Source organism: Phyllobacterium sp. YR620, assembly GCF_900104165.1.
Lineage (GTDB): Bacteria > Pseudomonadota > Alphaproteobacteria > Rhizobiales > Rhizobiaceae > Phyllobacterium > Phyllobacterium pellucidum.
In genome coordinates, this window is the sequence record NZ_FNJP01000001.1 from 918,877 (window position 1) to 941,460 (window position 22,584).

Genomic DNA, 22,584 nt, shown 5'->3' on the forward strand with positions numbered 1-22,584 from the left:
CTAAAAGCCAGAGCCGATTACTGCTCCACATTAACCTCGACGGCAAGTGATTCAATGCCGGGTCCCATGCGTATACCTGAAATCGGCGCCGCCTCGCGATAATCCAGCCCGCAGGCGATGCGCACATAGGTCTCATTCGGGCACAGATCGTTGGCGGCGTCGAAACCGACCCAGCCAAGCCCGTCGATATGCACCTCCGCCCAAGCATGGCTCGCCGTCTGTTCAATCGTGTGATTGAGCATCAGGTAGCCAGAGACGTAGCGGGCGGGGATGCCGAGCAGGCGCGCCGTCGCAAGAAAGATGTGCGTATGATCCTGGCACACGCCCTTGCCGTTAAGCAGCGCCTCTTCTGCCGTCGTCGTGATCGTCGTCGAACCCGGCGTGTAGGCAACCCGTTGGTTCAGCAGACCCATGAGTTGATGCATGAGAGGCAGCCGCTCGAGGCTGCTGTCGAGATCCGCGGCGAGAGCGCGGATCGCATCTCCGGCCTTGGTCAGCGCGGTATCGCGTTCGTAGAGCCAGATCGGCATGAAGTTATAGACCTTGCCGAGCACGCCAGCTTTATCCTCGGTCTCGACCTGGCCCATGGCACGGATGACGAGGCGTTCTGTATCGCGCTGCAGGCGGATTAGCATGGTGCGGTTGCCGTAACCGTCGCGGTAATTTGCCTCTTGTGTCGCTCCCTCCACTTGCACAGACCAGTCGATGACTTTCTGGCCCGGTCCACTTTGCGGGTGCATACGCAGCCGTAGAACCGAATAGTGTACGGGAGCGTCATAATGATAGCTGGAAATGTGCTGGATGTTGAGAAGCATGATCTTCAATCGAAGTTGTAGGCTTCAGCAATTTTCGTGCTCAAGCTGTTCGTTTGATAGATGAGGTCACTCAGGAACTCGTGCAGGCCGCTGTCGAATATGGTCCGGATATCATTGTCCTGCAACAGGGTCATGATGCCTTCCGCCATGTCGTGGCAGGCGTGGCGGCGGCCGTAGTCATTGGCCAGAAATCTCAGATTGTCGACGATGTTTGAGTAGCAGAAGTTGAGCGAGCGCGGCATGCGCGAGTTGAGGATCAGGTAATCGGCAATGTTCACGGGGTTGTATTCGACGTCATAGACCCAGCGGTAGGAACGGTGCGCCGAGACCGAGCGCAGGATCGATTCCCACTGAAAATTGTCGAGAGTCGTGCCGACATAGGAGATCGAAGGCAGGAGCACGTAATATTTGACGTCAAGGATGCGGGCGGTGTTGTCGCCGCGCTCTATGAACGTTCCGATACGGGCGAAATTGAAGATTTCATTGCGCAACATCGTGCCATGAAATGCGCCGCGGATGATCGCTGTCTCGCGCTTGATCTGGTCGAGGACGCGCGGCAGGTCGGTTTCCGGTATCGGGTTGGCGAGCGTGGATTTCAGGATCATCCACGTCTCGTTGACGCTCTCCCAAGCTTCGCGCGTCAGGGCGGTTCGCACCATGCGGGCGTTGAGCCGCGCCGTCTCCACGCAAGACATCACGCTCGAGGGATTGTTGAGGTCACGCAGCAGGAAGTCGGACACGAGGCCGGCATTGTATTCGGCGTACTTGCTGTCATAGCCGATCTTCACGCCGGCGCTCATCAGGACGGAGGACCATTCTTCAGGCGCATCGGAGGTCTTGGTCAGGGCCATGCGCAAACCGGCGTCGATCAGCCGAGCCATGTTTTCCGCCCGCTCGATATAGCGGAACATCCAGTAAAGACCATTTGCGGTTCGGCCGAGCAGCATTTTCCAGTATCATCCCTCGTTCTTGTGGAACCGTCTTCGGCGGCTCTTGATCAAAATGCTAGTCGTCGAGCACCCATGTGTCTTTCGTTCCGCCGCCCTGGCTGGAGTTGACAACGAGCGAACCTTCCTTGAGCGCGACCCGCGTCAAGCCTCCGGGCGTGATCCTTATGCGGTCGGAGACCAGGACGAAGGGGCGCAAATCCACGTGGCGCGGGGCGAGGCCCTTTTCGGTCATGATCGGCGTCGTCGAAAGCGCCAGCGTCGGCTGGGCGATGTAGTTCTTCGGATTGGCACTGAGCTTGGCGGCGAAGACCTCTCGTTCCTTCTTCGTCGAAGCCGGACCGACCAGCATTCCGTAACCGCCCGAGCCATGCACTTCCTTGACGACGAGATCGGCAAGATTCTCGAGCACATATTTAAGGGTGTCGGGCTCGGAGCAGCGATGCGTCGGCACGTTTTCGAGGATTGCCTTGCGGCCCGTATAGAACTCGACGATCTCCGGCATATAGGAATAGAGCGCCTTGTCGTCGGCGATTCCGGTGCCGGGCGCATTGGCGATCGTGATGTTTCCCGAGCGGTAGACATCCATGATGCCGGGCACGCCAAGCGCGGAATCCCTGCGGAAGGTGAGGGGATCGAGGAAGGAATCGTCCACGCGCCGGTAAAGCACGTCGATGGCGCGATTGCCTTCGGTGGTCCGCATGACAACCTTGCCGTCTTCCACCTTGAGATCGCTGCCTTCGACGAGTTCAACGCCCATCTGATCGGCTAGGAACGCATGTTCGAAATAGGCTGAATTAAAAATACCAGGGGTGAGGACTGCGATCGTGGGCGGGCCCTTGCATCCGGGCGGCGCTACTGCGGCCAGCGATTGCCTGAGCAGCTTCGGATAGGTCTCGACAGGGCGAACCTTGATCTGCTGGAAGAGCTCCGGGAACAACTGCATCATGGTTTCGCGGTTTTCCAGCATATAGGAAACGCCGGAAGGCGTGCGGGCATTGTCTTCGAGAACGTAGAACTGGTTCTCCTGTGTCCTGACGATGTCGACGCCGATAATGTGCGTGTAGACGTTGCCGGGCGGACGAAATCCGACCATTTCCGGAAGGTAGGCATCGTTGTGCGTGAAGAGTTCGCGCGGGATGCGTCCGGCACGGATAATCTCCTGGCGATGATAAATATCGTCGAGGAAGGCGTTGAGCGCCATGACACGCTGTTCGATGCCTTGTGACAGGCGACGCCATTCATTGCCGGTGATGATGCGCGGGATGATATCGAAGGGTATGATGCGCTCGGCTGCCTCTTCATCGCCGTAGACGGCGAAAGTGATACCCGTTTTGCGAAAAACGTTTTCAGCATCAAGGGCTTTTTGTGCCAACCGCTCGGGGTTCTGGGTGTCGAGCCAGCATTTCAGTTGTTCATAGGGCGGTCGAACGTCGCCGCCTGTTTTGATCATCTCGTCAAATGGCTTCACTCAAAATCCCCTTCATATAAGGGACATTCAAGCGGGTTCATCGAAAAAAGCAAGCACAATCCATCGTTTAAGGCTGTAGCCGGGCGGCCGGATTAAAAATTAGGCAACTGCATCACGGCAGAGGCAAGCGCAAGACGACTTTCGTCTAATCCATGGGCTACGAATGGGGATAACCGAAAGAAAAGCCCGAGATTTTGGTCCCGGGCCCTGATGAATCACCCCGATTCATTTGTTCAGTAAGGCGAAACACACTGGCGGCGCGGCCCGGAATAGGGCTGAAAACTATTATCGTAAGCACGATATGAGCGGTAGCGGTCATAGCACCAACGCACATGGGATCCGCCAGTCCTATAGACAGGTCCACCGTAGCGATAGACAGGCGGCGCGCTGAAAGCATTGCCTATGATGAGGCCGGTGCCAAAGGCTGCAAGCGGGAACCATGCCCCGTTGTAGTATCTGTAGCCTGGACGATAGTAATTGTAGCCGCGATAGCCTCCCCAATAGCCGCCGCCACCGCGCCAATACGGGCGTCCGCCCCAGCCGCGGTCACCATACCATCCGCGGTTGCCGTTCCAGCCACCGCCGCGCCAATGGCGCCGGTACTGGACCTGATCGATGTTGGCGTTCCCGGTTTCAATCGTCACCGGCGCAAGCGGTGCCGAGTAGGCAGGAACGCTTGTGGCAGTCGCCACGCCCCCAACCATTGCCAAGGCAGAAAGTATCGAGGTCAGTTTCTTCAATTTCTCCTCCTTGCGAGACGCAGTGCCTCGCACACGTTTCATAGAAGTAAGAAATACGCAGATTTCGGCCAAAACGGCCTTTTATCTCGGAAACTTAAACGTGCCCGGTCTTCATTTGTTCCGGCAGGCTGCTTGCCTCATGCATCCACCGACCCGATCAACTCATTTGCGAGTTCCACCTTCAATTCGCGAAAATGCGAAATGATGCGGCTAGGATCATAAGCAGAAACCGGCAAGTCCGAATAACCGAAGTCGACGGCAACAACAGGAATGCCTGCCGCCTTGGCCGTGTCGATGTCCGTGCGGCTGTCGCCTATCATGACGGCGCGCTCCGGATCGCCGCCCGCCTTGCGGATGGTCTCGAGGAGATGGCGCGGATCGGGCTTGCGGAAGGAGAATGAATCCCCGCCGCAAATAGCGCCGAAGCGGGAGGTCTGGCCAAGCCCGTCCAGAAGCTTGACCGACAACCCCTCGAACTTGTTGGTGCAGACGGCGAGGAGATAGCCGGCTTCGGCCAACTGTTCCATCGCCTGTTCGGCACCTTCATAAAGCGCCGAGCGACCCGGCATGTGCATGCCGTAGTGTTCGATGAAGATGTCGACCAGCCGGTCGAGTTCGTCCGTGCTTAAATGCTTCTGCTGCGCCTCGAAGGCGCGCTCGATCATGACGCGGCCGCCATGACCGACATAGCGGCGCAGCGCGACCGGATCGATTTTCTCCATATCCTTGGCCTCAAGGCAATGATTGAGGCTGTCGAGAAGATCAGGGGCCGTATCCACCAGGGTTCCGTCTAGGTCGAAAACAACGATTGGCTGAGGCATATTTTTTCCTGTGGCATTCGCGGTTCGGAGCGAAGGTTGCGATAAATTGTGAGTTCGGTGCCCTGATGCATGCATGTACGATAATCAGGCCGGGATAAATCCGGCAATGAGCCTTGACCCGATCGTCTGACGTGTTAGGGAGCCCAGTGTCAAGGCAAAGCCATATCAAGTCAAAGCTACAAGAAGGCGCACCACCGATGGATGCCAAAACATTGAAGATCAAGGCCGCGGCCGAGGCGCTGACCTATGTCGAGGACGGCATGCGGCTCGGCATCGGCACGGGCTCGACCGCAGAGGAATTCGTGCGGCTGCTCGCGGTTCGGGTCAAGGACGGTCTTGATGTCATTGGCGTGCCGACGTCGGAGCGCACGGCCGCGCTTTGCCGCGAACTTGGCGTCAGGCTCACGACGCTCGAAGAGACGCCGGAACTTGACCTGACGATAGACGGCGCGGACGAGGTTGATCCCGAGCTGACCCTCATCAAGGGCGGCGGCGGGGCCCTGCTGCGTGAGAAGATCGTTGCTGCCGCCTCCAAGCGGATGGTGGTTATTGCCGACGAAACCAAGCTTGTCGAAGCACTCGGTGCGTTTCCTCTGCCTGTCGAGGTTAATCGTTTCGGGCTAGCAGCGACGAAGATTGCCATCGAGCGCGCCGCATCCTCACTCGATCTGTCGGGGTCGCTTACATTGAGGATGACGGGAGCCGAACCATTTGTTACAGACGGCGGGCATTTGATCCTGGATGCATCTTTTGGCCGCATTCCGGATACAAGAGCCTTATCACTCGCTTTGCACGCCATTCCCGGCGTGGTGGAGCATGGACTTTTTCTGGATCTGGCGCGCGTGGCCATTCTAGCTGGCGCTGACGGCATCCGCACACTGACAACGAAAACGGAGCGATAAACTCATGAACCTTGCATCTGGCTTTCGCCGCTTGATTGCACCCTTGTCTGTTGCGATCGTGCTGGGCGGTCTCTGCTCGGCACAAGCGCAGGAAATCACCCCTTCGCATCTCGCAGCTGCCCGTGCAGCGGTGGCCGCCATCAAGGCGACTGACATGTTCGACTCGATCCTTCCCGATGCTGCGCGCGGCCTCAAGGCCGAGCTCATCCAGAAAGATCCCAATCTCGAATCGGTGATCAGTTCTGCCGTCGACGAGCAGGCGATCAAGCTCGCAGCGCGCCGTGCCGACCTTGAGAACGAAGCCGCCCGTGCCTATGCGGTTTCCTTCACTGAAGAGGAACTTAACGCCATCACCGGTTTCTACACGTCCCCGGCCGGCCTCAAGCTCCTTTCGGAAGGGCCGATCGTGACGCGTGAAGTGAACAAGGCCGCCTCGATCTGGCAGCGCGGCGTCGCCCGCGACCTCGCGCAGGCTGTCGCCGAGAAGATTGCGGCAACCGCTGCGACGATGGCGCCAGCCAATGCACCGGCGCCTGCCAAGGCCGAGACGCCGGCAAAGCCGAAGCAGTAACGGCGTCGCCCCTTTGAAATTTTCCACAGAGCCCGGCCCCAGCGCCGGGCTTTGTTCTTTCAAGACACCGCGATAGAACCCATATGCAATGAACCTCAGCAGATTCGGAGTGCCTTGCCATGACAGGCTTTGATTATGACCTCTTCGTTATCGGAGGCGGATCGGGCGGCGTGCGCGCCGGCAGGCTTGCGGGCGCCATGGGCAAAAAAGTCGGCCTTGCCGAAGAATACCGGATGGGCGGCACCTGCGTCATCCGCGGCTGCGTGCCGAAAAAGCTCTTCGTCTACGCGTCACAATTTCCGGAACATTTCGAGGCGTCGGCCGGCTATGGCTGGAGCGTCGGGGAGGCGAGCTTCGACTGGCCGACGCTCATTGCCAATAAGGACCGCGAAATTGCCCGCCTCGAAGGCCTTTACCGGCTGGGGCTCGACAATTCCAACGTCGAGGTCCATGACAGCCGGGCAGTGCTCATCGATGACCACACGATCGAGATCCTCAAGACCGGCAAGCGGGTGACAGCGGATCAAATTCTTGTGGCGACGGGCGGTCATCCCAATCCGCATGCGGCGTTGCCGGGACATGATCTCTGCATCAGTTCCAACGAGGCGTTCCATCTTGCCGAACTGCCGAAAGCCATCGTCATCGAAGGCGGCGGCTATATTGCCGTCGAGTTTGCGAATATTTTCCATGGCCTCGGCGTTGAAACGACCCTCATCTACCGCGGCAAGGAAATCCTTTCGCGCTTCGACCATGATTTGCGGCAATTGCTGCATGCGTCGATGACCGAGAAGGGTATCCGCATTCGCTGCGTCGAGATGATCAAGGAAGTCAGGCGTTCGGGTGACGGCAGGCTCGCCGTGCAGCTCGGCTCGGGCGACAGCATCGAAGCCGACCAGGTGATGCTCGCCATCGGGCGCGTCCCGAACACAACGTCGCTTGGCCTTGAAGCAGCCGGCGTCGAGGTCGACGAACTTGGCGCGATCAAGGTCGATGCCTATTCGCGCACGACCAAAGACAATATCTGGGCGGTGGGCGACGTGACCAACCGCGTGCAGCTTACGCCCGTCGCCATCCACGAGGCGATGTGCTTCCTCGAGACGGCATTCAAGAACAATCCGACCAAACCTGACCACAAATACATTGCGACGGCGGTCTTCTCGCAGCCCGAGATCGGCACGGTCGGCCTTTGCGAGGCGGACGCTGCAAGGGAATACAAGGAGCTCGAAGTCTACCGAGCCCTGTTCCGCCCAATGCGCAACACGCTATCCGGCGCCAGGGACAAAATGATGACCAAGCTCATCGTCGATGCGGCAACACGGCGGGTCATCGGCGCGCACATCCTCGGGCCGGATGCCGGTGAAATGGCGCAGCTCCTCGCCATTCCGATCAAGGCAGGCTGCACCAAGGATGATTTCGACAGGACGATGGCGGTGCATCCGACAGCTTCCGAAGAGCTGGTGACGATGTACAGGCCGAGCTACCGGGTGGTCGATGGCAAACGTGTCGATTGACCGGGCCCGCGCTGCGGTGGCTCGCGTCAAAAGGCAGGCCTAGGCGGCACGCATTTCCGGCCGCAATGCCGCACCATCCGGAACCTTGGCGTTAAGCAGCCAATCCGTCACGGCCGGCCACAACTTATTGGCCTGGTGTTTGCGGAAGAAACCGAGATGACCGATCGGCGCGCCGTCCGAACTTGCCGGGGAATACCACATCTCGTGCAGAACGGAGGCATTGTCGAAGCGGCGCAGCAGGCTTTCGACCGCGCGGGGCGTTCCCCAGACATCGTCGGTGATGCCAACCGAGAGGAGGGGGATCGTCACCTTCTGAAAGTTTTGCGCTTCTGGAACCGCAGGGTCGGAGAACAGGAAGTTCGGATTGCGGCACCAGCGGGCCCAGTCACGGAATATCGTGCCCGGCACGGCTTCGCCGAGCCCGCCCCATTTGGGCAATTTGCCGAAGGGAATTGTAAGCGGCACTCCGACAAGGTTCATCTTGGCGTACATGGCGCAGGGCTGCGCCGTATTGCGATAGTAGCCGGACAAGGACGCCAGCAGTGCATATCGCTCGAAGCTCGCAGACCGGTTGCTGAGACCGAGAGCAACGCCGCCATAGGAATGGCCGATACCCACCATGGGCCGCGACCCCGAGAGGCGCCTGAGTTCATCAACAGCGGCCGGAAAATCGAGAACGCCCCAATCCTTGAGGTTGAGGCGCGATTTCCAGCGGCTGGGAGCCTCGGAGCGGGCGACGCCGCGGTAATCGTAGGTAAGAACCTTGGATGCGCCGAGATCGATGAGGTGGGCGGCAAAATGCCGGTAGATTGCGTCAGGGACGGCGGCTGCAGACGAAATCAGGACGGCCGGCTCTTCGCCGCCGCCTTCATACAGATGACCGTGCAGCGGAAAGCCGTCCGCCGCCAGAAAACGTATATCCTTCATCGATCCTCCCAGATCTTACCTTGACGTTAACGTAAATCAAAACGGCGCTGCCGACAATGGTGATTTTCGCAACTGGCAACACGCGAACTTAAAAACTAATGTCTCTCGGCTCTGGAGCCACGCCGCGCTCATTGATGTAAAAGCGAAAATCAAACGGTACGCTGACGTTGGTACACTCAAGACCTGTTTGACCCTGAAACCGGCGGGCTAAGGGCAGCAGCACGATGAAATCGATGCCGTAAATGGATGGAATATTATGGATAACAGAACAGGCGCAGTCAGACTCTCCGGCTTCCTGCGATGCGCATCGATGCACGATGTTGCGCTTGTCATCGATTATCTTCCCGACCACCTTCGACTTACCAGGGCCGAGCCAGGCTGCATCTCTTTTGATGTGTTGCAGACCGATGATGCTCTGGTGTGGCGGGTGGAGGAGCTTTTTGTAGATCGCGCTGCCTTTGATTTTCATCAGCAACGAACCCGCGCGTCGGAGTGGTTTACTGCGACGTCCACCATCCCCCGAGAATACACTGTCGAGGAACTTGAGTAGAGATTGCAGGAACCGTTTCATCGTGTAATCGATCGCGTCTTCCCTTGCCCATAGGCCATAATCAACACGTTATGGCAGACGCTATAATGACCCTCTGAACGCTCAAATGTCGGTTCCTGAGAGGGGCGTCCCGTATGTCCATGGGCATGTTCGCTTGATATTGTCCGCTGTTGCCGACGGGACTGGTATATCTGCAGCAATTGGACTATATGAGCGCCTCCGGCAAAGCCCGGGAAAACACAATCAATTACAACCGATATTGAAGGTCATAACAGGGTGCAATAATGACTAAGAACTGGACACCGACTTCCTGGAGAGGCAAACCGGTAAAGCAGATGCCTTTTTATCCGGACGCTCAGGCTTTGAGCGATGTCGAGGCCCGTCTTCGTACCTATCCGCCGCTCGTTTTTGCAGGTGAAGCGCGCAAGCTGAAAAAGCAGCTGGCCGCAGTCTCGCGCGGCGAGGGATTTTTGCTCCAGGGCGGCGATTGCGCCGAAAGCTTTGCCGAGCATGGCGCCGACAATATTCGCGACTTCTTCCGCGTCTTCCTGCAGATGGCCGTTGTCCTGACCTTCGGCGCGTCGCAGCCGGTGGTGAAGATCGGCCGTATCGCCGGCCAGTTCGCCAAGCCGCGCTCGGCCGACACGGAGACGAAGGATGGCATTGAGCTGCCCGTTTACCGCGGCGATATCATCAACGGCACCGAATTCACCGAGCAGGCCCGTATCCCGGACCCGGCGCGTCAGGAGATGGCTTATCGCCAGTCCGCCGCTACGCTGAACCTGCTGCGCGCTTTCGCGCAGGGCGGCTATGCCAATCTCGAAAACGTCAACCAGTGGATGCTCGGCTTCGTTTCCGACAGCCCGCAGGGCGAGCGTTATGGCAAGCTGGCCCGCCGCATTGCCGATACGATGGACTTCATGCGCGCCGTCGGGATCACCTCGGAAACCAACGCCCAACTGCGCGAGACGGATTTCTACACCAGCCATGAGGCCTTGCTGCTCGGCTATGAGGAAGCGCTGACCCGCGTCGATTCCACCTCCGGCGACTGGTACGGCACGTCCGGCCACATGATCTGGATCGGCGATCGCACGCGTCAGGCAGATCACGCGCATGTGGAGTACTGCCGGGGCATCAAGAATCCGCTCGGCCTGAAATGCGGCCCGACGCTTGAGCCAGATGACCTGATCCGCCTGATCGACCTGCTCAATCCGGCCAACGAAGCAGGGCGCCTTACCCTCATCGCCCGGTTCGGCCATGACAAGGTCGGCGACCATCTGCCCAAGCTGATCCGCGCGGTACAAAAGGAAGGCCGCAACGTGGTCTGGTCCTGCGATCCGATGCATGGCAACACGATCACCGCCAATGGCTACAAGACGCGGCCCTTCGACCGTATCCTCAAGGAGGTCGAGAGCTTTTTTGCAGTTCATCATGCCGAAGGGACCTATCCCGGCGGCATCCATATCGAGATGACCGGAAAGAACGTCACGGAGTGCACTGGCGGCGCCCGCGCCATATCGGCGGACGACCTCTCGGATCGTTATCACACGCACTGCGATCCGCGTCTCAATGCCGACCAGGCATTGGAGCTGGCATTCCTCGTCGCCGAGCTTCTGAAGAAGGAGCGCGACAGCCACCCGCAGAAGCTGGCAGTCAACGCCTGAGCGACGCACTGTCTGCCACTATTCCCAAAGGGCGGTCTTTATGGCCGCCCTTTGTTTATATAACGTACGTCACGGCAGGCTGGCGATTTTGGCCTGGCCAATACTGACGATTTCCATTCCAAATATTTCCAGAAAAGGAATTCAGCCATGAACAACTATATTGTTGTTGCCTTCGCTGCATTGACGATCGGACTGCCAGCTCAAGCACATGCAGAAGATCCCGCAAAGGCTGCGGAGAAGGCTCTTCCCGCCCTCATGGAAGAACTCGCCAAATATCAGAATGCCGAGAAGACGACGGACACCAATCTGAAAACATTCGATACGCTCGACTTCGATGTCTATACGAACCAGAAATGGGATCGTCTGGGTGAAAGCCACGCTGCCGATATTCTCGTCCACTATCCCGATGGTCACACGACGAAGGGGCTTCACGATCACGTCGAGGAATTGAAGGCGATATTCGTCTATGCGCCGGATACGCATATCAATGTGCACCCGGTGCGGTTCGGCCAAGGGCAATGGACCGGCGTGATTGGAGTGATGGAAGGCACGTTCACCAAACCGATGCCGACACCCGATGGAAAGTCCATCGCGCCCACCGGCAAGCCGTTCAAGCTGACGATGGCGACGCTTGGCCATTGGACGCCTGCCGGCGTGATGGACGAGGAATATCTCTTCTGGGACAATTTGAGTTTCATGAAGCAGATCGGGCTGGCGCAATAGCCCGCCACGCAACCAACGCGGGAAAGGCGGATTTCGGGACTGGAGTTTTCCGTTTCAGGATTCTATCAAGTTTGCATGGACATAAAACCCACGCGCCGAATCCGCCTGACTGCGTCGTTCCGTTCGTTCATGGAGAATGAGGCTGCTGGCGGCATCATTTTGATGGCGGTTGCGGCTCTTGCCCTGATCATCGCCAATTCACCGCTCAGCGAAGATTATTTCGGTTTTCTCAAGACTTACGTCGGCGGGCTCAGCATCCTCCATTGGATCAATGACGCCCTGATGGCGATTTTCTTCCTGCTTGTCGGGCTTGAAATAAAGCGCGAAATGATCAGCGGACAATTGTCCACCTGGTCGCGGCGCGCTTTGCCAGGCTTTGCGGCAGTCGGCGGGATGATGGTCCCCGCGCTGATCTTTCTGTTCTTCAATGAGGGCGCCACCATTCGCGGCTGGGCAATTCCTTCGGCGACGGATATCGCCTTTTCGTTGGGCGTCCTCTCGCTGCTCGGCGCGCGCGTGCCGCTTTCGCTCAAGGTTTTCCTGACCGCCCTTGCCATCATCGATGATCTCGGTGCGGTCATCATCATCGCGCTGTTCTATTCCGAAGGACTGAATGTTCCGGCGCTCGCCGGCATGGCGGCGGTATTCGCCATTCTCGTCGCCATGAATTATCTCGGCATGGTGCGGCTCTGGGCCTATCTCGTTCTCGGCATCATCCTCTGGATTCTGGTGTTCAAGTCCGGCATCCACGCAACGATCGCCGGTGTTCTCCTCGCCCTGACAATTCCGATGAAAGGCAAGCGCGGCGAGGCTGATTCGCCGCTGGTCGAACTCGAACATGCCATCCAGCCCTGGGTAGGCTTCATCATCGTGCCAATCTTCGGTTTCGCCAATGCCGGTGTCTCGTTCAGCGGTGTATCGCTGTCAAACCTTGCCGATCCCGTGCCGATCGGTGTTGCGGCTGGCCTCTTCATCGGCAAGCAGCTTGGCGTCTTCGCCTTTGCCTGGCTGGCGATCAAGCTTCGTCTTGCCGAACGCCCGCCTGGAGCGACATGGGTGCAGATCTATGGCGTCGCTATCCTGTGCGGCATCGGCTTCACGATGAGCCTGTTCATCGGGCTTCTCGCCTATGACAAGTCGCCGCTGCTGCAGGACGAGACGAAGCTTGGCGTGCTCCTTGGCTCGCTCTTGTCGGCGGTGTTCGGCGCCTTCGTACTTGCTGTGGCGGCTGCCCGCTCAAAGAAGCCCGAGCCGAAAAAATAACTGGAATCCGCCAATCATCGGGAGGTATGGGCATGAGGGAAACGCATAAAGGATCGTGCCTTTGCGGCAGGGTCCATTTTGAGGCGAGGGGGGAACTGCGCGGGGTCGTCTATTGCCATTGCTCGCAATGCCGCAAGCAGTCGGGACATTTTTATGCTGCGACCAATGTTGAGAACGATGCGATCAGCATTTCGGGCGAAGAGAACGTCAGCTGGTACGAGGCGAGCGCTTTCGCGCGGCGGGGCTTTTGCAGGAATTGCGGTTCGGCGCTGTTCTGGAAGCATCGCCATCTCGATCATATTTCCGTCATGGCCGGCGCATTCGAGGAGCCAACCAGTCTGCGAGGCGCATGCCATATCTTCGTCGCCGATAAGGGCGATTACTATGCCATCGAGGATCATCTGCCCCAATATGAGAAGAGCGGCGGCGGCGTTGTCGTGGCCGTCAATGAAACGCGCGGGGATTGACCTTAGCCGAAGTCGCTCTAAAGCTTGTGCAGACAAATGAGGGTGGGCATGCATCGGCTGGTACTGGCATTCATCAATTCCATGCGGGCTTTGAAACATTTGGCCATGCATGAAAAAGCGGTTCAACAGGAACTCGCTCTCTTCTTCATCTCGATACCGGTTGCCGCCTTCATTGCGCCTTCGGGACTTGCCTTTCTGCTATTGACCGGATCGGTTCTGTTCCTGATCCTGATCGAGGTGCTCAATACCGGCATTGAGGCTGCCTGCGATGCCGTTTCGCTCGATTTTCACAGGGAGATCCAGATCGCCAAGGATTGTGGATCGCTCGCCGTGCTCATCTCGGTTATCCTTGTGGCCGGCGTATGGCTCTATATGCTCTGGGGCGTGTTTTTTGCCTAGGAAGAGCGCGCCCGCCTTGCCTCGCCTGCAACGAAACGATATATGTTCATTATGAGCAAAAATACTGACATTCTCCGCATTGCTGTCGCTCAGCTCAACCCAGTGCTCGGCGATATCAAAGGAAATCTTGCCAAAGCCCGTGAGGCGCGCGCCGACGCTGCGCGGCAGAGCGCCGATCTGATCCTCTTCACCGAGCTATTCATCTCGGGCTATCCGCCGGAAGATCTTGTTCTGAAGCGTTCGTTCATAGATGCCTGCGAGAAGGCGGTGAACGAGTTTGCTGCCGATACGGCGGATGGCGGTCCGGGGGTGATTATCGGGATTCCGTTGAAACGGCCATCGGGCCTGCACAATGCCGTCATGGTGCTGGATGAGGGCAGGGTCATCGCCGAGCGTTTCAAGGTGGACCTGCCGAATTATGGCGAGTTCGACGAGAAGCGCGTGTTCCAGGCCGGTCCGATGCCGGGCCCAGTGAACTTCCGCGGCGTGCGGATCGGTGTTCCGATCTGCGAGGATATCTGGGGTGATCTCGGTGTCTGCGAAACGCTGGCGGAGAGCGGTGCGGAGATTCTCTGCGTTCCCAATGGCTCGCCCTATTATCGCGGCAAGGTCGACGTTCGCTATCAGGTGGCCCTGCGCCAGGTGATCGAGACGGGGTTGCCCCTGATCTTCGCCAATCAGCTCGGCGGCCAGGATGATCTCATTTTCGACGGCGCCTCCTTTGCCTTCAATTCCGACAAGAACCTGGCTTTCCAGATGTCGCAGTTCGAAGAGCAGCTGATGGTGACGACCTGGAAGCGGGGCGCAGATGGCTGGTCGTGCGGCGAAGGTCCGATGTCGCGCATCCCTGAGGGGGAGGAGGCCAATTACCGTGCCTGCATGCTTGGCCTGCGCGACTACGTCAACAAGAACGGTTTCAAGGATGTTGTGCTCGGGCTTTCCGGCGGCATCGATTCGGCGATCTGCGCCGCGCTTGCCGTCGATGCCCTTGGCGAAGAACGCTTGCGCGCGGTGATGATGCCTTATGCCTATACGTCGAAGGATTCGCTGAAGGATGCCGAGGATTGCGCCCGCATGCTCGGCTGCCGCTACGACATTGTGCCGATCTTCGAGCCGGTAGAAGGGTTTCTCAAGGCGCTGGGCCCGATTTTTGCAGGCACCAAGGAAGGGATCACCGAGGAAAACCTGCAAAGCCGCGCCCGCGGTACAATCCTGATGGCGATCTCCAACAAGTTCGGTTCGATGGTAGTGACGACGGGCAACAAATCGGAGATGTCGGTCGGCTATGCCACGCTCTATGGCGACATGAACGGCGGCTATAATCCAATCAAGGACCTCTACAAGATGCAGGTCTACGCCATGTCCGAGTGGCGCAACAAGAACGTTCCGGCCGGTGGACTCGGGCCATCGGGCGAGGTCATTCCGGTCAACATCATCAGCAAGGCGCCGTCGGCCGAACTGCGTGAAAACCAGACCGACCAGGACTCGCTGCCGCCCTATCCGGTTCTCGACGATATTCTGGAATCCCTCGTGGAGAACGAGATGAGCGTCGATGAAATCGTGGAGCGCGGTCACGATCGGGCGACGGTCGAGCGGATCGAGCACCTTCTCTACATCGCCGAATACAAGCGCCGGCAATCGGCTCCGGGTGTGAAGGTCACCAGGAAGAATTTCGGCCGGGACCGCCGCTATCCGATCACCAATCGATTCCGGGACCGCTGAGGCAACTGTTGCAAGCGCGCCTCACCTATGTCGCAAACACGCGAAGTTGAAAAAATTGGTGCTTGGCGCGCGAAAGCGATTCACCTATAAGCCCAAGTCCGGCAATGAAGACCGGGAGGTTTTCGAATGACAGTTTTCCATATGTCCCCGCGGGGCGGCGTTCGTTCCTGACACGTGATGCGGAAAAGCCCACGAGGCTTTTCAATTACCTTCACATGTCAAGGTAACCCATCGCCGACATTGGCCTTTCCCGTATTCGGGCAAGTCGCCAAATCACTTCTGCCGTACTGACTTTCCTATTCACTACACGGCAAGCTCGTTCCTGATTATCTGTGAGGCCGGTGCAATTGGGGCGCCGGACATTGTCATGAATTTTTTGCGTTTCAACCTGCGCGGGGGAGCATTCCGCGCCGTTCTCGGATTCACCTGGCGCCACTGGCAGAAACAGCCGGTGCGCGTGGGCATTATCGTCGGCGCCGTCATGCTTTCGACCCTTGCCGACGTATTGACGCCGCTCTATTCCGGCAGGCTTGTCGATGCCGTCGTCAATGGGCACGCCCGTGAGGAAATTGTCTGGAATGCGGCAATGGCGGCATTCGGGGCGCTTCTTGCCCTGTCGCTCGGCGCGATCATTCTCAGGCATGTCACCTTCGTTGCCGTTACGCACCTGACCTTGAAGATGATGACCGACATCGCGTCCGGTGCATTCTATCGCATTCAGCGTTTCTCGACGGACTGGCACGCGAACAGCTTTGCCGGATCGACCGTGCGCAAGGTAACGCGCGGCATGTGGGCGCTCGACCTGCTTAACGATACGCTGCTGCTGGCCTTGTTTCCATCGATCATCATGCTCGCAGGATCGACGATCCTGATGGCCTGGTATTGGCCGCTGATGGGTGTCATTATCGGCATCGGTTCGCTGGTTTTCGTCACTGTCACGGTGATGATGTCGCTCGGCTTCGTCGCGCCGATGGCAAGCCTTGCCAATCGCTGGGATACGAAGCTCGGCGGTTCGCTTGCGGACGCCGTCAGTTGCAACATGGTGGTGAAGGGCTTTGGCGCGGAAAGCCGCGAGGATGCGCGTCTCGTCAAGGTTCTGGACAAGTGGAAGGACCGGACGGCGCGCACCTGGATCAGGGGGACGTGGAACGGGACGACACAAGGAACGATGCTGCTCTTCCTGCGGGCGGCGGTGATCGGTTTTGCGCTTATCCTCTGGGCAGACGGAAATGCCAGCGCCGGTGACATCACTTTCGTGCTGACGTCGTTTTTTATCCTGCAGGGATACTTGCGCGAAGTCGGGATGCACATTCGTAACTTGCAGCGCTCGATCAACGACATGGAGGAACTGGTTGATATCCAGAGTCAACGCCTCGGCATCGAGGATCGTCCGGGTGCAAAGCCGATTGTCATCACCGATGGCAGGATTGAGTTCGATAACGTCACCTTCCTCTACGGTGCGCACCGCCTGCCGCTCTATGACCGGTTCTCGGTGACGATCCGGGCGGGCGAGCGGGTGGGGCTCGTCGGTCATTCCGGGTCGGGTAAGACGACATTCGTCAAGTTGATCCAGCGTCTGCACGACGTGAAAGCGGGCCGGATTCTGATCGACGGTCAGGATATCGCCGAGGTGAGGCAGGCGTCGCTGCGCCAGCAGATCGCCATCGTGCAGCAGGAGCCGATCCTGTTTCACCGGACGCTGGCGGAGAACATCGCCTATGCCCATCCCGGCGCCTCACAGGAGGAGATTGAGGAAGCGGCGCGGCAGGCGAGCGCGCACGAGTTCATCTCGGCGTTGCCAAAGGGCTACAGCACGCTCGTCGGTGAGCGTGGTGTCAAGCTTTCGGGCGGTGAGCGGCAGCGTGTGGCGATCGCCAGGGCGTTCCTTGCGGATGCACCGATCCTCATTCTAGACGAGGCGACATCGAGCCTCGATTCAGAATCCGAAGTGCTGATCCAGCAGGCGATGGAGCGGCTGATGCAGGGACGGACGACGCTCGTCATTGCGCATCGTCTTTCCACGGTGCGCTCGCTTGACCGGCTGCTGGTCTTCGACCACGGCAAGATCGTCGAGGAGGGCAACCACGAGGCACTAATCCGGCTCGGGGGCGGCATCTACCGCAGTCTGTTCGAACGGCAGGCGCTGGAGTTGACGAAGGGCCTCGTCCTCAACGACGACTAAAGAAATATGGGCCGCGCGCAATCGCGGCCCATATTGCCATTGCAGGCGCCATCCGATATGCCCCACCAATGACCACCATCGTCCGTTTTGCACCGTCTCCGACCGGCTTTATCCATATCGGCAACACACGCATCGCCTTGTTCAACTGGCTGTTCGCGCTGCAGAACAAGGGGCAGTTCATCCTGCGCTTCGACGATACGGATACCGTGCGTTCGAAGACGGAATATGCCGAGGCAACGATCGCCGATCTTGAATGGCTGGGCATCGAGCCAGTGCGCATCGAATATCAGTCGAAGCGCATCACGCTCTATGACGCTGCTGCCGAAAAGCTCAAGACATCGGGCGTCCTTTATCCGTGCTATGAGACCGCCGAGGAACTCGAGCGCAAGCGCAAGCTGCGCCTGGCGCGCCGGCTTCCGCCAATCTATGGCCGCGAGGCGTTGAAGCTGACCGCGGCCGATCGGGAGAAGCTCGAGGCCGAGGGTCGCCGGCCGCACTGGCGCTTTCTACTGCCGAATTTCAAGGACGATCCATTTGCGATAGCGCGCACCGAGGTTCATTGGGACGATCTGGTGCGCGGCCGCGAAACCGTCGATCTCTCCTCGCTGTCCGATCCGGTCCTGGTGCGAGAAGACGGGACCTATCTTTACACCTTCACTTCGGTGGTCGACGATATCGACATGGACATTACCCATATCATCCGCGGCAATGACCACATCACCAATAGCGGCGTCCAGATCTCGATTATCGAGGCGCTGGGCGCGAAGGTTCCGGCGCTCGGCCATATCAATCTCCTGACTACGGCATCTGGCGAAGGTATTTCCAAGCGCACCGGGGCATTGTCGATCGGCAGCCTGCGCCGCGATGGCTACGAGCCGATGGCGGTGGCAAGCCTTGCCGTGCTGATCGGCACATCGGAAAATGTTACGGCCCTACCGGACATGGCTTCGCTGGCCGCGATTTTTGATCCGGCTGCGACATCGAAATCCGCTTCGAAATTCGATCCTGCCGATCTCGATGCGCTTAACCGTGCCCTGATCCATGCGATGCCTTTCGAGGAAGTCAGTGAACGGCTCGCCGCGCTTGGCATTAAGGGCGACCGGGCGGGAGCCTTCTGGCTCGCCGTGCGCGGCAACCTTTCGAAGGTTTCAGATGCCGCCGCCTGGTGGACGATCGTGAACGAGGGGCCCGCAACGGATGTGGCTGTGGCCGCGGAGGATATTGATTTCGTGCGCGCCGCCTTCGACCTGCTGCCGGCCGAGCCCTGGAGCCGCGAGACCTGGAAACAGTGGACCGATGCGGTCAAGGATCAAAGCGGGCGCAAGGGCAAGGGCCTGTTCATGCCGCTGCGCATCGCGCTTACCGGGCTGACTTCTGGTCCGGAACTTGCGGATCTGCTGCCCCTTCTTGGTCGGGAAGGAACGTTGGCCCGACGACCCTGACCTTGCGGTTGGGATCGATCGGCTTGTCTTCGGTAAGCGGCTTCGGCTTCTCCACCTCGGCCTTCTTCGCCTCTGGTTCTCCGAGTTGAATGATCGAGGAGGCCTGCGTCGCAGGCTGGCCGGCAGGAACGGCAGGCTCGGTCTTCGCCTCTTGTGGTTGGGCTGATGGCTTTGCAGCCTCGGTAGGCGTCGCGGTCTCGATCGTTGGTGCGGCCGGTTTGGTTGGCTCGGCTATAGCGGGTTTGGGCGTTGGCGCTGCCACTTTCCTCGGATCGCCGAGTGCCTTGAAGTCGCCGGCCGTCTTTTGACAGCTGCATTGCGGCGTTCCATTGGCGCTGACCTTGCGGAATTTGAAGGCGTTCGGCGTGTTCCGGTAGGCATCGCCGCGCAGCGAAATCATCGCGGCGGGGTCCTGATTCTCGGTCGGCCGATAAAACAGTTTCGCGCCGGTACATTGAGACTGGCATTGCGCTTGATCGCGCGCGAAATTCTCCGCACCCGTATCGTAGGAGATCGGGAAATAATAGCCGTCGCAACTGCGCACGCACAGCGTCTGGTAACGTCCGCCGGAGACGGGGGCCGTGCTCATTTCCGGCTCGACATGTTCCGGCTCGGTTCCGTAAATCTCATAGGAAGGCGCGGCAGTCGCACGCCGCGGCGTGTCACGCAGCGGGTAATCGCGCTGGGGTGCCTCGTGTACCGGATAGTCGGGTATTGGTTGATCGCGCAGCGGCACGTCGTAATGCGGCTCATCGTGAATGGGCGAGTCAATGATGGGGCAGTCATTAGCATCGAGCGCGGCCACCACGCGGTCGCGGCGCAGCTGCAACTCGTAGTCGTCGACATCGGCATTGCTGTTCAATTGGTCGAGACGCTCCTGCATCCGCACGCAATTGTCGGAATTGGCATAAGCAAGCGGGGCCGTCGCGAGAATTGCGGCCGCGGCGATGATGCCAGATTGGAGTGTCCGATGCATGAGGCGGTCCGGAAAGTTCAGGGGCATTCGACGGGTGCGAATGCGCCTGAACCATCCACGGCCATGCGGCAGCAATAAGACGGTCCCTGTCTCAATCAACGCGCTGTGATGCCTCCACCACGGCAAGCGCAGTCATGTTGACGATGCCGCGCGATGTCACGGAAGGCGTCAGGATATGGGCCGGCTTGGCAGCGCCGAGCAGGATCGGCCCGACATGGAGCGCGTCGGTAACGCTCTTGACCACATTGAGCGTGATGTTCGCAGCATCGAGATTGGGGAAGACGAGGAGATTGGCCTCGCCGTTCAGCCGCGAATGCGGCAGCACGCGTTCGCGAAGCACCTGCGACAGCGCCGAATCGCCATGCATTTCGCCGTCCTGCTCGAGATGCGGTGCCTTGGCACGGAGCAGTTCGGATGCATGGCGCATCTTTGCGGCGCTTTCGGAATCGCGCGACCCGAAATTCGAATGCGACAGCAAGGCCGCCTTGGGCTCGATGCCGAAGCGACTGATTTCGCTCGCCGCGAGCACAGTCTTTTCGGCGATCTCCTCGGCGGTCGGATCGATGCTCACATAGGTGTCGGTGAGGAAGAGAACGCCGCGCTGCGAAATAAGCAGGCTGAGCGCCGAGAAATTGCGGATCCCTTCAAGCTTGCCGATGATCTGGTCGACATTGCGCAAATGCCGCTCGAAACGTCCTTCAAGCCCGCAGATCATGGCGTCGGCCTCGCCGCGCACGATGGCGAGCGCCGCAATGACGGTGCTGCTGGCGCGAACCATGGTGCGCGCCACTTCCGGGGTGGTGCCGCGCCGCCCGGTGAGCTTGACCAGAAGATCGACGTAATCGCGGTAGCGCGGATCGTCCTCGGGGTTGATGATATCGAAGTCCTTGCCGACCTTGATCTTCAGGCCGTAGCGCTTGAGGCGCGTCTCGATCACCTGCGGGCGTCCGATCAGCGTCGGCAGCGCAATCCCTTCCTCGAGCACGACCTGTGCGGCGCGCAGGACGCGTTCGTCCTCGCCATCGGCATAGATCACGCGCTTCTTCTCGGCCGTTTTCGCCTTCGTGAAGATCGGCTTCATGATCAGTCCGGACCGGAAGACGAAGCGGTTCAAGCGGTCAAGATAGGCATCGAAGTCGTCGATCGGACGCTCGGCGACGCCGGTATCCATGGCTGCCTTGGCGACGGCCGGGGCGATGCGCAAGATGAGGCGGGGGTCGAAGGGCGAGGGAATGAGGTAGTTCGGTCCGAAGGTCGGCGTCTCGCCCGAATAGGCGCGGGCAGCAACGTCGGATGGTTCTTCGCGGGCGAGCGCCGCGATGGCCTGGACGGCGGCCATCTTCATCTCTTCGTTGATCGCTCTCGCGCCGCAATCGAGCGCGCCGCGGAAGATGTAGGGGAAGCAAAGGACGTTGTTGACCTGGTTGGGGAAATCGGAGCGGCCGGTGCAGATCATCGCGTCGGCGCGCGCGGCGCGGGCTTCCTCCGGCATGATCTCCGGTGTCGGATTGGCGAGCGCCATGATCAGCGGGTTCGGCGCCATCTGCTTGAGAAGCTCTGGCTTGAGCACGCCTGCAGCAGAAAGGCCGAGGAAGACGTCCGCCCCGCCGATGACATCGGCTAGGACGCGGGCATCGGTCTTCTGCACATAGACCGATTTCCAGCGGTCCATAAGCGTATTGCGGCCCTCGTAAACAACGCCGTCAATGTCGCAGACCCAGATGTTGTTGCGGTCCGCACCAAGCTTGACGAGAAGATTGAGGCAGGCGAGGGCGGCAGCGCCGGCGCCCGAAGCAACGATCTTGATCTTGGAAAGGTCCTTGCCGGCAAGCTCCATGCCGTTGAGGATTGCAGCGGCGACGATGATGGCGGTGCCGTGCTGGTCATCATGGAAGACGGGGATGTTCATCCTGGCGCGCAGCTGTTCCTCGACCTCGAAACATTCCGGCGCCTTGATGTCTTCGAGATTGATGCCGCCGAAGGTCGGCTCAAGCGCGGAGACGACGTCGACAATGCGGGTGATTTCCTTGGCGTCGATCTCGATGTCGAAGACGTCGATATTGGCGAACTTCTTGAAGAGCACCGCCTTGCCTTCCATGACCGGCTTGGAGGCGAGGGGGCCGATATTGCCAAGGCCAAGCACCGCAGTTCCGTTGGAAACCACGGCTACGAGGTTAGCGCGGCTCGTATAGTCAGCGGCGGTCGCCGGGTCTCCGTGAATGGCAAGGCATGGGGCGGCAACACCGGGGGAATAGGCGAGCGCGAGATCGCGCTGGTTGCCGAGCGTCTTGGTGGCCTGGATTTCCAGCTTACCCGGCTGAGGAAAGCGGTGGTAGAACAGCGCGCTTTCATCGAGGTCAGAGCTGCTGGGCGTTTTGTCGTTGGCCATGGAGCGGGTCCTTCCGGAAATTGGTGCGGCGCGTTCACAAATCATCAGTTCAGGCATTTCTAGCATGCTTGAATAACATCCAGACGCATAAATGAAGTCCAT

General features: G+C 59.2%; 20 protein-coding genes. 12 read left to right on the top strand and 8 right to left on the bottom strand.

From position 1 onward, the window contains the following. Positions 1 to 17: 17 nt before the first annotated feature. From BLR72_RS04295 to BLR72_RS04315, 5 genes are all read right to left on the bottom strand, one after another. Positions 18 to 815, bottom strand: a complete 798-nt coding sequence (locus tag BLR72_RS04295) for a transglutaminase family protein (protein WP_091946566.1) — start codon at positions 813 to 815, stop codon at positions 18 to 20. A gap of 5 nt (positions 816 to 820) precedes the next feature. Beyond that, positions 821 to 1,762: an alpha-E domain-containing protein gene (locus BLR72_RS04300; RefSeq protein WP_027231700.1), complete on the bottom strand. Its 942-nt coding sequence runs from the start codon at positions 1,760 to 1,762 to the stop codon at positions 821 to 823. A gap of 58 nt (positions 1,763 to 1,820) precedes the next feature. After that, positions 1,821 to 3,233 (bottom strand): circularly permuted type 2 ATP-grasp protein, encoded by a 1,413-nt coding sequence (locus BLR72_RS04305; RefSeq protein ID WP_027231699.1) that lies wholly within the window; start codon positions 3,231 to 3,233, stop codon positions 1,821 to 1,823. A gap of 233 nt (positions 3,234 to 3,466) precedes the next feature. After that, the gene (locus BLR72_RS04310) at positions 3,467 to 3,937 is read right to left on the bottom strand and encodes a BA14K family protein (RefSeq protein ID WP_091946569.1); all 471 of its coding nucleotides are present in this window, start codon (positions 3,935 to 3,937) and stop codon (positions 3,467 to 3,469) included. Positions 3,938 to 4,110: 173 nt separating this feature from the next. Then, entirely contained in the window at positions 4,111 to 4,794 is a 684-nt protein-coding gene (locus tag BLR72_RS04315; RefSeq protein ID WP_091945442.1) for an HAD family hydrolase, read from the bottom strand. A 197-nt stretch (positions 4,795 to 4,991) separates the two neighbouring features. Here BLR72_RS04315 and rpiA point away from each other — a divergent pair, with 197 nt between their 5' ends. The 3 genes from rpiA (at position 4,992) to gor (ending at position 7,778) form a co-directional block, all read left to right on the top strand. Next, positions 4,992 to 5,696, top strand: coding sequence for a ribose-5-phosphate isomerase RpiA (gene rpiA, locus BLR72_RS04320; RefSeq protein ID WP_091945445.1), 705 nt, complete (start codon positions 4,992 to 4,994; stop codon positions 5,694 to 5,696). A 4-nt stretch (positions 5,697 to 5,700) separates the two neighbouring features. Beyond that, positions 5,701 to 6,267: a DUF2059 domain-containing protein gene (locus BLR72_RS04325; RefSeq protein WP_091922006.1), complete on the top strand. Its 567-nt coding sequence runs from the start codon at positions 5,701 to 5,703 to the stop codon at positions 6,265 to 6,267. Positions 6,268 to 6,386: 119 nt separating this feature from the next. Further along, entirely contained in the window at positions 6,387 to 7,778 is a 1,392-nt protein-coding gene (gor, locus tag BLR72_RS04330) for a glutathione-disulfide reductase (RefSeq protein WP_091945448.1), read from the top strand. 39 nt (positions 7,779 to 7,817) lie between these two features. On the opposite strand, the gene BLR72_RS04335 is transcribed toward gor, so the two are convergent. Next, positions 7,818 to 8,705 carry an alpha/beta hydrolase family protein gene (locus tag BLR72_RS04335; protein WP_091922002.1) on the bottom strand — a complete coding sequence of 296 codons (888 nt, stop codon included), beginning with the start codon at positions 8,703 to 8,705 and terminating at the stop codon, positions 7,818 to 7,820. A 256-nt stretch (positions 8,706 to 8,961) separates the two neighbouring features. Between BLR72_RS04335 and BLR72_RS04340 the strand changes: the two genes are divergently transcribed. From BLR72_RS04340 to gltX, 9 genes are all read left to right on the top strand, one after another. Next, positions 8,962 to 9,255 carry a putative quinol monooxygenase gene (locus BLR72_RS04340; RefSeq protein WP_091945451.1) on the top strand — a complete coding sequence of 98 codons (294 nt, stop codon included), beginning with the start codon at positions 8,962 to 8,964 and terminating at the stop codon, positions 9,253 to 9,255. 284 nt (positions 9,256 to 9,539) lie between these two features. Then, the gene (locus BLR72_RS04345) at positions 9,540 to 10,919 is read left to right on the top strand and encodes a class II 3-deoxy-7-phosphoheptulonate synthase (protein WP_027231691.1); all 1,380 of its coding nucleotides are present in this window, start codon (positions 9,540 to 9,542) and stop codon (positions 10,917 to 10,919) included. 147 nt (positions 10,920 to 11,066) lie between these two features. Then, positions 11,067 to 11,642 carry an ester cyclase gene (locus BLR72_RS04350; protein WP_027231690.1) on the top strand — a complete coding sequence of 192 codons (576 nt, stop codon included), beginning with the start codon at positions 11,067 to 11,069 and terminating at the stop codon, positions 11,640 to 11,642. A 75-nt stretch (positions 11,643 to 11,717) separates the two neighbouring features. Then, entirely contained in the window at positions 11,718 to 12,905 is a 1,188-nt protein-coding gene (gene nhaA, locus BLR72_RS04355; RefSeq protein ID WP_091945454.1) for a Na+/H+ antiporter NhaA, read from the top strand. 32 nt (positions 12,906 to 12,937) lie between these two features. Further along, a complete protein-coding gene (locus BLR72_RS04360) occupies positions 12,938 to 13,372 on the top strand; it encodes a GFA family protein (RefSeq protein WP_091946572.1) in 435 nt (144 codons plus the stop codon). Between the two features lie 48 nt (positions 13,373 to 13,420). Continuing rightward, positions 13,421 to 13,771, top strand: a complete 351-nt coding sequence (locus BLR72_RS04365; RefSeq protein ID WP_091945456.1) for a diacylglycerol kinase — start codon at positions 13,421 to 13,423, stop codon at positions 13,769 to 13,771. A 51-nt stretch (positions 13,772 to 13,822) separates the two neighbouring features. Then, positions 13,823 to 15,493: an NAD+ synthase gene (locus tag BLR72_RS04370; protein WP_091946575.1), complete on the top strand. Its 1,671-nt coding sequence runs from the start codon at positions 13,823 to 13,825 to the stop codon at positions 15,491 to 15,493. A 367-nt stretch (positions 15,494 to 15,860) separates the two neighbouring features. Next, on the top strand, positions 15,861 to 17,675 hold the full coding sequence (locus BLR72_RS04375; RefSeq protein ID WP_091945458.1) for an ABC transporter ATP-binding protein: 1,815 nt from the start codon (positions 15,861 to 15,863) through the stop codon (positions 17,673 to 17,675). 68 nt (positions 17,676 to 17,743) lie between these two features. Continuing rightward, complete coding sequence (gene gltX / locus BLR72_RS04380) at positions 17,744 to 19,117, top strand: glutamate--tRNA ligase (protein WP_091945461.1); 1,374 nt, start codon at positions 17,744 to 17,746, stop codon at positions 19,115 to 19,117. Here gltX and BLR72_RS04385 read toward each other — a convergent pair. Together BLR72_RS04385 and BLR72_RS04390 are read right to left on the bottom strand one after the other, a co-directional pair. Continuing rightward, positions 19,035 to 20,093 (bottom strand): DUF2865 domain-containing protein, encoded by a 1,059-nt coding sequence (locus tag BLR72_RS04385; protein WP_175492263.1) that lies wholly within the window; start codon positions 20,091 to 20,093, stop codon positions 19,035 to 19,037. The two genes, gltX and BLR72_RS04385, sit on opposite strands and share 83 nt — an antisense overlap. 91 nt (positions 20,094 to 20,184) lie before the next feature. Continuing rightward, a complete protein-coding gene (locus tag BLR72_RS04390; protein WP_091945466.1) occupies positions 20,185 to 22,482 on the bottom strand; it encodes an NADP-dependent malic enzyme in 2,298 nt (765 codons plus the stop codon). Positions 22,483 to 22,584: the final 102 nt, after the last annotated feature.